The organism is Leifsonia aquatica (assembly GCF_014190775.1).
Lineage (GTDB): Bacteria > Actinomycetota > Actinomycetes > Actinomycetales > Microbacteriaceae > Leifsonia > Leifsonia aquatica.
Window position 1 is genome coordinate 1,108,274 of the sequence record NZ_JACHVP010000001.1, and the last position, 12,237, is coordinate 1,120,510.

Annotated in this window: 10 protein-coding genes; 8 read left to right on the top strand and 2 right to left on the bottom strand. The window is 70.6% G+C overall.

All coding sequences use genetic code 11. The features are described 5' to 3' along the window. Positions 1–68: 68 nt before the first annotated feature. The 4 genes from FHX33_RS05290 to FHX33_RS05305 are packed head-to-tail and all read left to right on the top strand — an operon-like array spanning position 69 to position 5,264. Complete coding sequence (locus FHX33_RS05290) at positions 69–1,040, top strand: AAA family ATPase (RefSeq protein WP_021762983.1); 972 nt, start codon at positions 69–71, stop codon at positions 1,038–1,040. Beyond that, entirely contained in the window at positions 1,037–2,380 is a 1,344-nt protein-coding gene (locus tag FHX33_RS05295; protein ID WP_183428245.1) for a DUF58 domain-containing protein, read from the top strand. The genes FHX33_RS05290 and FHX33_RS05295 overlap by 4 nt, the downstream gene beginning before the upstream one ends. Beyond that, positions 2,377–4,692 carry a transglutaminase domain-containing protein gene (locus tag FHX33_RS05300; protein WP_183428246.1) on the top strand — a complete coding sequence of 772 codons (2,316 nt, stop codon included), beginning with the start codon at positions 2,377–2,379 and terminating at the stop codon, positions 4,690–4,692. The genes FHX33_RS05295 and FHX33_RS05300 overlap by 4 nt, the downstream gene beginning before the upstream one ends. Beyond that, positions 4,689–5,264 (top strand): zinc ribbon domain-containing protein, encoded by a 576-nt coding sequence (locus FHX33_RS05305; RefSeq protein WP_021764141.1) that lies wholly within the window; start codon positions 4,689–4,691, stop codon positions 5,262–5,264. The genes FHX33_RS05300 and FHX33_RS05305 overlap by 4 nt, the downstream gene beginning before the upstream one ends. Before the next feature lie 221 nt (positions 5,265–5,485). Here the strand turns inward: FHX33_RS05305 and ald are convergent, their stop codons facing one another. Continuing rightward, positions 5,486–6,601 carry an alanine dehydrogenase gene (ald, locus tag FHX33_RS05310; RefSeq protein WP_021764140.1) on the bottom strand — a complete coding sequence of 372 codons (1,116 nt, stop codon included), beginning with the start codon at positions 6,599–6,601 and terminating at the stop codon, positions 5,486–5,488. A 361-nt stretch (positions 6,602–6,962) separates the two neighbouring features. On the opposite strand from ald, the gene FHX33_RS05315 reads away from it, so the two are divergent. From FHX33_RS05315 to FHX33_RS05330, 4 genes are all read left to right on the top strand, one after another. Next, entirely contained in the window at positions 6,963–8,177 is a 1,215-nt protein-coding gene (locus tag FHX33_RS05315; RefSeq protein ID WP_039923087.1) for an ABC transporter substrate-binding protein, read from the top strand. Continuing rightward, positions 8,177–9,376 (top strand): ABC transporter ATP-binding protein, encoded by a 1,200-nt coding sequence (locus FHX33_RS05320; RefSeq protein WP_021764137.1) that lies wholly within the window; start codon positions 8,177–8,179, stop codon positions 9,374–9,376. The genes FHX33_RS05315 and FHX33_RS05320 overlap by 1 nt, the downstream gene beginning before the upstream one ends. Next, positions 9,377–10,297 carry an ABC transporter permease gene (locus tag FHX33_RS05325; protein ID WP_021764136.1) on the top strand — a complete coding sequence of 307 codons (921 nt, stop codon included), beginning with the start codon at positions 9,377–9,379 and terminating at the stop codon, positions 10,295–10,297. Between the two features lie 95 nt (positions 10,298–10,392). After that, positions 10,393–11,163, top strand: a complete 771-nt coding sequence (locus tag FHX33_RS05330) for an ABC transporter permease (protein WP_039923088.1) — start codon at positions 10,393–10,395, stop codon at positions 11,161–11,163. A gap of 78 nt (positions 11,164–11,241) precedes the next feature. Here the strand turns inward: FHX33_RS05330 and FHX33_RS05335 are convergent, their stop codons facing one another. After that, the gene (locus tag FHX33_RS05335; protein WP_179702227.1) at positions 11,242–12,237 is read right to left on the bottom strand and encodes an asparaginase; all 996 of its coding nucleotides are present in this window, start codon (positions 12,235–12,237) and stop codon (positions 11,242–11,244) included.

Genomic DNA, 12,237 nt, shown 5'->3' on the forward strand with positions numbered 1-12,237 from the left:
CGTCATACTGATGACCGGACCGGCCTGCGGCGGTCCGCGTCCCGTACCCCACCACGAGAGGCCCGCGCATGACGATGACCCCTGAGCAGGCCACCTGGTTCGCGGGCGTGTTCGACCGGCTCGTGCAGAACATCGACCGCGTGCTGCTGGGCAAGTCGCACGTCATCCGGCTGGCGCTGACCGCGATGCTCAGCGAGGGCCACCTGCTGCTCGAGGACTTCCCGGGCACGGGCAAGACGTCGCTGGCGCGCGCGATCGCGGAGAGCGTGCGCAGTTCGACCAACCGCATCCAGTTCACCCCCGACCTGCTCCCGGGCGACATCACGGGCGTCAACATCTACGACCAGCGCACCGGTGCCTTCGACTTCCACCGCGGCCCGATCTTCGCCAACATCGTGCTCGCCGACGAGATCAACCGGGCGAGCCCGAAGACCCAGTCGGCCCTGCTCGAGGTGATGGAGGAGCAGCAGGTGACCGTGGACGGCGTCCGGCACACCGTCTCGGCGCCCTTCATGGTGATCGCCACGCAGAACCCGATCGAGCAGGCGGGCACCTACCGGTTGCCGGAGGCGCAGCTCGACCGCTTCCTGATGAAGGCGTCGATCGGCTATCCCGATCACGAGGCGACCCTGCGCATCCTGGAGGGGGCGGAGCACCGCGCCCACGAGGTCGTCGTGCCCGAGGTGGTCTCGGCGGCGACGGTCGTCGAGATGGCGACCATGGCCCGCGGGGTGCACGTGGACGCGACGATCAACGACTACGTCGCCCGCCTCGTCGACGCGACGCGCGCCGCCGAGGAGATCCGGCTCGGCGTCAGCGTGCGCGGCGCCCTCGCGCTCGTGCGCACGGCGAAGACTCTCGCTGCGTCGAACGGCCGCTACTACGTGACGCCCGACGACGTGAAGGCTCTCGCCGAGCCCGTGCTCGCGCACCGGCTCGTGCTCGACCCCGAGGCGGAGTTCGAGGGCGTCTCGGCATCCAGCGTCGTCGGTCAGCTCCTCATCGAGATCCCGCCGCCGAGCGATCGGGTCACCGTGTGACCAGCACCGTCACCCGCACGCAGGCCGAGCTCACCAACGCGCGCGCCCGGATCGTCGGCGAGCGCGAGGGCGCGATGGCCGACGCCATCGTGTGGATCGTGCGCACCACCTCCGTCGTCGGGCGCGCCATCGCCCGCGTCGCGCGCAGGGCCGGCTCGGTGGTCACCCCGCTGGGCTGGTCGCTCGGCGCCGTCGCGGTGGCGGCCCTCGTGCTCGGGTACGTGTTCGGCTGGACGGAGGCCGTGGTGGCGGGGTGGACCGCGGCCGCGCTGCTGGTCATCGCGACCGGCTACCTGGCCGGACGCATCGGCTTCGACGTCGGTCTGTCGCTGCCCTCCAACCGCGTCGTCGTGGGGGATCGCGCTCCCGGCGAGGTCGTGGTGCGCAACCCGGGTCGTCGGCGTCTCTCCGGCGTGCGGATCGAGGTGCCGGTCGGCGAGGGGCTCGCGGAGTTCGCCTCCCCGGCCCTGGCGGTCGGCGAGGAGCACTCGGACGTGTTCGTCGTGCCGACCACCCGGCGCGGCATCGTCCCGATCGGGCCCGTCCGCACCGTCCGCGCCGACCCCATCGGCCTGCTGCGCCGCGAGGTCGTCTGGGCCGACTCGCTCGACCTGTTCGTGCATCCGCGCACCGTCGCCATCCCGAGCATGAGCACCGGCTTCGTGCGTGATCTGGAGGGGGCGCCGACGCGCGACCTCACGTCGAGCGACATCGCGTTCCACGCCTTGCGGGAGTACCAGCCGGGCGACGAGCGGCGCTACATCCACTGGAAGAGCACCGCGAAGACCGGCAGCTACATGGTGCGCCAGTTCGAGGAGACCCGGCGCAGCCACCTGCTCGTCGCCCTGAGCCTGTCGGCAGCCGACTACGCGTCGGACGAGGAGTTCGAGCTCGCGGTGAGCGCCACCGGGTCCCTCGGCGTGCGCGCCATGCTCGACTCGCGCACGGTCTCGGTCGTCGCCAGCGCCGCGACCCCCGACTTCGCCAAGCGAATGGTGCTGAGCGCCCGGCGGCTCAGCACCGTCAACCGCGGCCGTCTGCTCGACGACCTGGCCGGCGTCGAGACGACCGCCGCTGCCCTCCGCCTCCCGGAGCTCGCGCGCGTCTCGGTCGACGACGCCGCGGGCACGTCGATCGCGTTCCTGATCGCGGGGTCGGCACCGACCGCGGCCCAGCTGCGCGCCGCCGCCGCGCACTTCCCGCTCGGAGTCGACGTGGTCGCGATCGTCTGCGACGCGGGCGCGGTGCCGTCGCTGCGGCGCGTGGCGGACCTGAGCGTGCTGACCATCGGCTACCTGGAGGACCTCAAGCACAGTCTCGCGAAACGGCTGGCGACATGAGCGTCCGGCTGCGCGCGGGAAGCGCGAGCGTCGACACGGCGATCGCCCTGGCGGCCGTCGGGCTCGCCGCCTGGTCGTTCTGGCCGGTCTACCAGTCGGCGGCGTTCGTCGTCCTCCTCGCGGCGACGCTGGTGCTCGGCGGGGCCGTCGGTGTGCTCGGCGCCGCCTTCCGCTGGCCGAGCATCGTCGTGGCCGGTGCCGTGGCGCTGGTGTACCTCGGCGCCGGAGTGCAGCTCGCGGTCCCGACCGAGGCCACCGGTGGCGGCGTCCTCCCGACCGGCGCGGGCTTCGTCGACCTCGTCCAGGCGACCTGGCTGAGCTGGAAGCAGCTGGTCACGATCTCCGTCCCCGTCGGGTCGTACCAGGCCCTCCTCGTGCCCGCGTTCATCCTGATCCTGCTGACCACCGTGGTCACGGTGAGCGTCGCTCTGCGCGCCCGCACCCCGGAGACCGCGACGCTGCCGCCGGCGCTCCTCCTGCTCGCGGGCATCGCCCTCGGCTCGGGCACGTCGGCGGTCCCGCTCTGGCTGGTGCTGGGGCTCCTGGCACTCCTTCTGGTCTGGCTCATCCGGTTCCGGCTGCGGCGCCGGTCCGCCGCGCTGCGTGCGCTGGGGGAGCAGAGCGGCCTCTCCGTCGAGACGCCGCGCGAACGACGGTCCACGGCCCTCCTCACCGGTGTCGGCGCGCTCGTGATGCTGGTCGGCGCGTCCGCAGTCGGTATCGCCGCCGCGGTCGCGGTGCCTCCCGCCACCGACCGCCAGGTCGTGCGCACGGCCGTCGAGCAGCCGTTCGATCCGCGCGCCTATCCCAGCCCGCTCAGCGGGTTCCGGTCGTACCTCGAGAACCCGCGCGCGGACGAGCCGATGCTCACGGTCTCCGGCCTCCCCGCGGACGGACGGCTGCGGATCGCGACCCTGGACACCTACGACGGCGTCACCTACTCGGTCGGCAGCGATGGGACGACCAGTGCGTCCGGATCGTTCACCCGTGTGCCCTACCGGCTCGATCAGTCGCGCGTACGCGGTACTGACCACACGGTCACGGTCACCGTCCGCGACTACCGCGGTCCCTGGGTGCCCGGCACCGGCCAGCTGGAGCAGATCGCGTTCCACGGGGGCGACGCGTCGACGCTGGCGGGTGCGTTCTTCTACAACGACGTGACCGGCACCGGAGCGCTGACGACGGCGCTGCGGTCCGGCGACAGCTACACCGCCGATTCGGTGGTGAAGCCGACGGTCACGGCGGCCGGGCTGGAGAAGGCGGAGCCGGGGTCCGATGCGGTGCCGAAGCCGACCGTGATCCCGGACGAGCTCGCCTCGGTGCTCCAGAAGTACACCGCCGGCGTGACCGGTGCCGGTGCCAAGCTGGCGGCGGCGCTCCGCGGTCTCGCGCAGGACGGCTACATCAGCCACGGGATCGGCCCCGACGAGCCAGCGAGCCGATCCGGACACGGCGCGGACCGGATCACGGAGCTCCTCACGGACGTGCCGATGCTCGGGGACCAGGAGCAGTACGCGGTGACCGCCGCCCTGATGGCGCGCCAGCTGGGCTTCCCCGCGCGCGTGGTGTTCGGATTCATCGCACCGGCGGATGCCGCCTCGAGCGCCACGGTCACCCTCACCGGATCGGACGTCTCGGCGTGGATCGAGGTGCAGACCGCGGACGGCTGGGTGACGGTGGACCCGACCCCGCCCGTGCGGCCCGTCCCGCCCAAGCAGCCGGAGCAGCCCACCGAGATCTCGCGGCCCCAGACCAACGTGCAGCCGCCCGTCGACGAGAACCCCCAGCAGAACGACGAGCCGCCGCAGGCGCAGGTCGACACCACCGATCAGCAGCCGCCGAACCCCCTGGTCGAGACGCTGCTCGCGATCCTGGTGGTGGTGGGTTGGACGCTGCTGATCCTGGCGGTCCTCGCGGCGCCCTTCCTCGCCGTGCTCGCGGCCAAGTGGCGGCGCCGGGCGTTGCGGAGGTCCGCCTCGACCGCGTCGGAGCGCATCGTCGGAGGGTGGCGCGAGTTCGCCGACGCGGCCGTCGATCACGGCTACGACCCGCCGCCCGCCGCGACCCGCGTGGAGTTCGCGCAGACCATCGGAGGCAACCGCGCCGCCGCGCTCGCGAAGGTCGCCGACCGCGCCGTCTACAGCCCCACCGCGCCGACGCCGGAGGAGGCCGATTCGGTCTGGAAGGCCGTCGACGACCTGCGCGGGCAGCTCGATCGGCGCGACACGCGCTGGAAGAGGGTGCTGGCGGCCGTCTCGTTGCGTTCCCTCGGATACCGTGGAGGAAGGCGTGAGAGGAGAGACGGGCGATGAACTGTCGGGTGTGCGGAGCCGAGCTGAGCGAGGGGACGCTGTTCTGCGGCCGGTGCGGGAGCTCGGTGACCGCGACGCGCGTGCGTGAGCCCGAGGTCGCCGACCCGCGTCCCTCCGACACGACGATCGTCGAGCGGCTTCCGAAGCCCGCGGTGGCCGGCGTCTTCCTCGACGAGGACGGTCTGCCTCCCACCGAGGCCGTCGCCGTCCTGCCGATCGAGACGGCACCGCCCGTCGCGACGGCCGTCGCGCCCTACACCCTGAGCTTCTCGACCGGGGAGACCGTGACGGTGTCCGGATCCGGTCTCGTCGGCCGTCGCCCGATCACGCAGCCGGGGGAGGAGGTCGACCAGCTCGTCGTGGTCTCCGACCCGGCCCGCAGCGTGTCCAAGACGCACCTCGAGTTCGGGCTGGAGGGTGACGACCTCTGGATCTGCGACCGCTACTCCGGCAACGGCACGGTCGCCCGCCCGCTGGGCGCGACCGCGCGCCAGTGCGAGGCCGGCCGCCGCTACCGCGTCACCCGCGGCACCCGCGTCGAGATCGGCGATCAGTGGTTCGACGTCAGCTGAGCTGACCCGTCGCCACCGGAGGAGTTCCGGCCGGCACCGCCCACGGACGGTGGCTACCGGAGGACATTTCCCCTCCCCAGACCCCGAACCCCTCCGTTCCCTGCGTTCTGCGGGGGTCCTGCCCGCCATCTCCTCCGTTCTCGTCGCACCGCTGAACGCAGCGAAGGGAGGGGATCGCACCGGACCTGGTGCGAACCCCTCCCTTCGGAGTGGAGCAGTCGCTAGACGAGCGCCTCCGCGATCTCGGCGGCCTGCAGGCCGTGCGCTTCGGCGACACCCGCGTTGACGACCTGGCCGCTGTGCACGTTGAGGCCCAGACCGAGGGAGGCGTCTGCGCGGAGTGCCGCCTGCCAGCCGCGGTTCGCGATCGCCCGGGCGTAGGGGAGGGTCGCGTTGGTGAGCGCGTACGTGGAGGTGTGCGGCACCGCGCCGGGCATGTTCGCGACGCAGTAGAACAGCGACTGGTGCACCGTGAAGGTCGGGTCGGCGTGCGTGGTCGGGTGCGAGTCGGCGAAGCAGCCGCCCTGGTCTACGGCGATGTCGACGAGCACGCTGCCCGGCTTCATCCGCGAGACGAGGTCGTTGCTGACCAGCTTGGGCGCCTTGGCTCCCGGGACGAGCACCGAGCCGATGACGAGGTCGGAGGCGACGACCGCCTTCTCGATCTCGAAGCTGTTGGAGGCGATGGTCTTGATCCGGCCGGCGTAGAGCGCGTCGAGCTCCCGCAGTCGGGCGATGTTGGTGTCGAGCACCGTCACCTCGGCGCCCAGGCCGACGGCGACCGAGGTGGCGTTGGTGCCGGCGACGCCGCCGCCGAGCACGGTGACGACGGCCGGGTGCGTGCCGGGAACGCCGGGGACCAGGAGGCCCGGGCCGCCGTTCGGCTTGAGCATCGTGTTGGCGCCCACGATCGGGGCGAGTCGTCCGGCGACCTCGCTCATCGGGGCGAGCAGCGGGAGGGAGCGGTTCGGCAGCTGCACGGTCTCGTACGCGATCGCGGTCACGCCCGAGGCGATGAGCGCACGCGTGAGGGCCTCGTCGGCCGCCAGGTGCAGGTAGGTGAAGAGCACCAGTCCGTCACGGAAGTAGCCGTACTCGCTCGCGATCGGCTCCTTGACCTTCAGGATCAGGTCGCCGGCGGCCCACGTGGCCGCGGCGTCCGGGAGGATGGTCGCCCCGGCGCTCGCGTAGAGCTCGTCGGGGATGGAGGAGCCGACGCCCGCACCCGCCTCGACGTAGACCTCGTGCCCGGCTCCGACCAGGTCGTGCACACCGGCCGGGGTGATCGCCACCCGGAACTCGTTGTTCTTGATCTCGCGGGGGATCGCGACCTTCATGGGATTCCTCTCACATCGACGTGGTGATTCCCTCTCACCCTAGCCGCCTCGACGGAGGATTTCGATAGTGATTTCGATCTGTCTCCGCGGATTCCGCATTCTGGTGTGATGCGCGACGTGGATATCGTCCGTCATGCTCCCGCGCACGCCCTCCGGGAGCCGCGATGTGCGGTTTCCCGGGTGAATCGCCTCGATCGGAACGGATTTCGTGAAGATCATGTTTCGGATCCGACGTTTTGCCCTTCTTCTGGTGCGCACCGCTGCGTCCTGTGCCAGTATCGACCCACCGCGACGGCACGCCGGAGTGTCTCGGTCAGGCGTCGCCCAGTGGTCCGTGTTCGAGCCCCGAAGGAGCACCTCAGTGAATCCCAGGCCCCTCCCGCAAGACCCGATGATCCGCCAGCTCGTGCAGTCCGCACGTGCATCCCAGCTCTCGCGCCGCGGCCTGCTGGCCGGGCTGAGCGCCGGCGCCGCCACGCTCGCCCTCGCCGCCTGCTCCACCGGCGGCGCCTCGGGCAAGCCGACCCCGGCGAAGGACAACTCGTCGACGGACAAGACGATGACGTGGGCGAACTGGCAGGCCTACCTCGACCAGGACGACGACGGCGGATACCCGACGCTCGAGGCGTTCCAGAAGCAGAGCGGGATCACGGTCAAGTACGACGTCGCCGTCGACGACAACAACACGTACTACGCGAAGGTCAAGGACCAGCTCGCGCTCGGCAAGGACATCGGCGCCGACACGGTCTGCCTGACGGACTGGATGATCGCCCGGTGGATCCGCCTCGGCTACGTGCAGTCGTTCGACGAGAGCGCCATCCCGAACAAGAAGAACCTGGTGGCCAACCTGCAGGACATCGACTTCGACCCGGGACGGAAGAAGTCCCTGCCCTGGCAGAGCGGCTTCGCCGGCATCTGCTGGAACAAGGAGAAACTGCCGCAGGGCCTGAAGTCGGTCGACGACCTCTGGAAGCCCGAACTCAAGGGCAAGGTCGGCGTTCTGAGCGAGATGCGCGACACGATGGGCCTGCTCCTCCTGCAGCAGGGCGTCGACATCTCGAAGACCTTCTCCGACGCCGACTTCGACACGGCCATCGACACGCTGACGAAGAAGGTCAGCGATGGCCAGATCCGCAACATCAAGGGCAACTCGTACCTCAACGACCTCAAGAGCGGTGACACCCTCGCCGCCATCTGCTGGTCGGGCGACATCACGCAGCTGAACGCGGAAGCCGGCGACAACTGGGAGTTCGTGCTCCCGGAGGCCGGCGGCACGCTCTGGAGCGACAACTTCGTCATCCCGATCGGCTCCACGCGCAAGGCGAACGCCGAGAAGCTGATCGACTACTACTACCAGCCGGAGGTCGCGGCGGAGGTGGCGGCCTGGGTCAACTACATCACCCCGGTGGAGGGCGCGAAGGCGGCAGCGGTCGCCATCGATCCCGCCCTGGCGGACAACCAACTGATCTTCCCCGACGCCGACACCCTGTCGCAGGCGCACATCTTCCGCTCCCTCAGCACGGCCGAGGAGCAGAAGTACCAGGCCGCGTTCCAGAAAGTGATCCTGGGGGCCTGATGCCGAAGGGAGTCTTCGCCGACTCGGGCGCCGACCTGCGTCTCGCCGGCATCACCAAGCGCTTCCCGGGGTTCACCGCCATCGAGGAGCTCGACCTCACCATCCCCGCCGGCTCGTTCTTCGCGCTGCTCGGCCCGAGCGGCTGCGGCAAGACCACGACCCTGCGTCTCGTCGCGGGCCTCGAGGAGCCGACGGAGGGGCAGATCCTCATCGGCGGCAAGGACGTCACCCGGACCAAGCCGTTCCAGCGGCCGGTCAACACGGTGTTCCAGAGCTACGCGCTCTTCCCGCACATGACGATCCTCGAGAACGTCGCGTTCGGGCTGCGCCGCCGCAAGATCGGCGATCCCGTGGCGAAGGCCCACGAGGCGCTCCGCCTGGTCGAGCTGGACCATCTCGCAGCGCGTCGGCCCTCCCAGCTGTCGGGCGGCCAGCAGCAGCGGGTGGCGCTGGCCCGCGCGATCGTCAACCGGCCCGCCCTCCTGCTGCTGGACGAGCCGCTCGGCGCGCTCGACCTCAAGCTGCGGCGGCAGATGCAGCTGGAGCTGAAGTCCATCCAGACCGAGGTCGGTCTCACCTTCGTGCACGTCACGCACGATCAGGAGGAGGCCATGACCATGGCCGACACCGTCGCCGTGATGAACAAGGGACGCATCGAGCAGATGGGCGCTCCGGAGCTGCTCTACGAGCTGCCGTCGACGGTGTTCGTGGCGAACTTCCTCGGCCAGTCGAACCTCTTCGTCGGGCCGGTGCGCGAGTCGGGCGCCGACACGATCGGGGTGGAGGTCGCGGGTAACCCGATCCGCGTCCCGCGGTCCCGCGCACAACGCGACGCCGGGTTCGTCACGATCGGGGTCCGGCCGGAGAAGCTGACGTTGCACGAGACGCCCGACACGATCCCGTCCGGGGCCAACAGCCTCGGCCCGGGGCGCGTCACCGACGTCTCGTTCAGCGGAGTCAGCACGCAATACCTGGTCGACATCCCGGGCCTCGGGAGCGTGATCGTGTTCGCGCAGAACATGCACAGCGGTCCGGTCGCCGCGCTCGGCGCCTCGGTCTGGGTCGCCTGGGACGCGTCGCACACCTTCGTGCTGGCCGACGAGCCGCCGGCGGACGGCCGCTTCGCGGACGACGCTGACACCCAGGCGATCGCCGCCCAGGCCCGCGACCGGATGCTCGCGGAGCTGGAGGAGGCGTAGATGGCCCTCGCCGCCTTCACCGGTCCGGCGCCGACCCAGGACACCGAGCCGGCGGTCCGCCGTAAGAGCGGAATCGCCCTCGTGCTCCTGCTGCCGGGCGTCGCGTACCTCGTGCTGTTCTTCCTGACGCCGCTCGTCTCGCTCATCATCACGTCGTTCCAGACGCCCGTGCCCGATGGCGACATCGGCCAGTACCAGGCCGCTTTCCAGTGGAGCAACTACACCGATGCGATCTCGGAGTATTGGCCCCAGATCCTCCGCTCGTTCGCCTACGCGCTCATCGCCACGGCGGCCGCGCTGGTGATCAGCTACCCGCTCGCCTACTTCATCGGGGTGAAGATGCGGGGGAGGCCGCTCGCGCAGAACCTGCTGATGACCCTGGTCATCGCGCCGTTCTTCATCAGCTTCCTGCTGCGCACCCTGGCCTGGAAGTCGATCCTGAGCGACGACGGCGTGGTCGCGAGCGCGTTGCGCGCCATCTCGGTCCTGCCGCCGGACGCGCACATCACGGGCACGCCGTTCTCGGTGATCTTCGGTCTCACGTACAACTTCATCCCGTTCATGACCCTGCCGCTCTACTCGACCCTCGAACGGCTGGACGTGCGGCTGCTGGAGGCGGGGCAGGACCTGTACGCGAACGCCTGGACCACGTTCCGCAAGGTGACCGTGCCGCTGTCGATGCCGGGCATCGTGTCCGGGACCCTGCTGACCTTCATCCCGGCAGCGGGCGACTACATCAACGCGTCGCAGGACTTCCTCGGCGCCGCCGACACCTCGATGATCGGCAACGTCATCGAGAGCAATTTCCTCGTGCTGCAGAACTATCCGGCGGCCGCGGCGATGTCGGTGGTCCTGATGGCGGTGATCCTGGTGATCGTCGGCGTCTACGTCCGGCGGAGCGGGACGGAGGACCTGCTGTGACCACGACCCTCCCGAACCGGACGAGCACGAGCACCAGCTCGCGGTCCGCTGCCCCACGACCGCCGCGGCGCCGGTTCGCGGGCCTCGGCCTCGGCGTGTACGCCTTCCTCGCGCTGGCGTTCCTGCTGATCCCGATCGTCTACACATTCGTGTTCTCGTTCAACGACGCGATCAAGAACAACATCGCGTGGCGCGGGTTCACCCTGCGCAACTGGACGAACGTGTGCGACGCCGCCGGTATCTGCGACGCGTTCATGGCGAGCATCGTGATCGGCCTGATCTCGACGGTGATCGCGACCGTGCTCGGCACGATGATCGCCATCGCGCTGATGCGCTACCGGTTCCGCTTCCGCTCGCAGACCAGCCTCCTGCTCTTCCTGCCGATGGCGAGCCCCGAGGTCGTGCTCGGTGCGGGACTCGCGGCCCAGTTCCTGAGCCTCGGCGTCAACAAGGGCTTCGGCACGATCATCATCGCCCACGTGATGTTCTGCATCAGCTTCGTGGTCGTGACGGTCAAGGCCCGGGTCGCCAGCCTGGACCCGGCGCTGGAGGAGGCGGGGCGCGACCTCTACGGGTCGCCCAACGCGGTCTTCTGGCGCATCACCTTCCCGCTGCTCCTGCCGGGCATCCTCTCGGCGGCGCTGCTGTCGTTCTCGCTGAGCTTCGACGACTTCATCATCACGAACTTCAACGCCGGCGCGGTGACGACCTTCCCGATGTACATCTACATCGCGGCGTCGCGCGGCATCCCGGCCCAGGCGAACGTGATCGCGTCGGCGGTGTTCATCCTGACGATCCTCGTGGTGCTGATCTCGCAGCTGACCGCGGCCGCCCGCGCCCGCCGTCTCGCCCGCTCGACGCAGTAGGCGCGACCGAGACCCCCAAAGCCGTTCGGGCCCGACAGCGGAAGCTGCCGGGCCCGTTCGGTGTGCGGAGGGATCCGCTCAGACGTACGCGGCGCGGATCTCGCCGACCGGCTCGCCGCGGCCGAGCACCGCGAGGTCGAGCCGGGGGAGCAGCGCGTCGACGGCGGCGCGGTCGACCGCTCCGGCGTCGGCGAGCAGCGACAGGCCGACCACGGTCGCCGCACGGAGGCTGCCGTCGAGCATCTTCAGTGTGACGGTGGTGCCGTCCGGCGCGGCCATGACCATGACGCCCTCGGCTCCGCCCTTGGCGAAGACGCCGAGCTCGTCGATGACGACGGTGTTCGCGCGCCCGGGGCCGTCGATCGCCCAGCCGTCGGCGAGCACCGCGTTCTTGAGCAGCGCCGCATTGCGGTAGAGCGCGAACGGCGAGCCGTCGGACGCCGTGGCGATGCGCTGGATGCCGCGGGCCAACGCCACGAGCGACATCGCGTGCACGGGGGCGCCGCAGCCGTCGACGCCGGTCGCGACGACCTTCTCGCCGGTGAGGCGCTCGACGGTGTCGCGGATGTGGTGTTGCAGCGGGTGCTGCGGGTCGAGGTAGCTCTCGAGCGGCCAGCCGTTGACCCGGCAGGCGACCAGCATGGCCGCGTGCTTGCCGGAGCAGTTCATGAAGAGCGGCTGCTTCTGCTCGCCGGCGCGGATCGCGTCGTCCCGCGCCGCGGAGTCGAGCGGCCAGTCCGGCGGACAGAGGAGCGCGTCGGTGCTGAGCTGCGCCTGAGCCAGGATGGTACGCACGACCGACAGGTGCGCCGGCGTGCCCGCGTGGCTGGCGGTGGCGAGCACGGCACGCGCACCCTCCAGCGCCACTCCGGCCCCGAGGATCGCGACGGCCTGGAACGGCTTCATCGTCGATCGCGGGAAGACGGGCTTCTCCGGCGCGCCCAGCGAGCGGGCGATCGCGCCGTCCGGCCCGAGCACGACGGCCGAGCCGACGTGCCGCGACTCGACGAAACCGCTGCGCTCGACGACCGCGAGCTCGACGGCCTCGGCGCCCGAGAAGACGGCGGCGCTCAC

What these genes read in the sequence shown, in the direction of transcription:
- FHX33_RS05290 (WP_021762983.1), top strand. Translation starts at nt 69, where the DNA reads ATGACGATGACCCCTGAGCAGGCCACCTGGTTCGCGGGCGTGTTCGAC.
- FHX33_RS05300 (WP_183428246.1), top strand. Translation starts at nt 2,377, where the DNA reads ATGAGCGTCCGGCTGCGCGCGGGAAGCGCGAGCGTCGACACGGCGATC.
- FHX33_RS05305 (WP_021764141.1), top strand. Translation starts at nt 4,689, where the DNA reads ATGAACTGTCGGGTGTGCGGAGCCGAGCTGAGCGAGGGGACGCTGTTC.
- ald (WP_021764140.1), bottom strand. Translation starts at nt 6,601, where the DNA reads ATGAAGGTCGCGATCCCCCGCGAGATCAAGAACAACGAGTTCCGGGTG.
- FHX33_RS05320 (WP_021764137.1), top strand. Translation starts at nt 8,177, where the DNA reads ATGCCGAAGGGAGTCTTCGCCGACTCGGGCGCCGACCTGCGTCTCGCC.
- FHX33_RS05325 (WP_021764136.1), top strand. Translation starts at nt 9,377, where the DNA reads ATGGCCCTCGCCGCCTTCACCGGTCCGGCGCCGACCCAGGACACCGAG.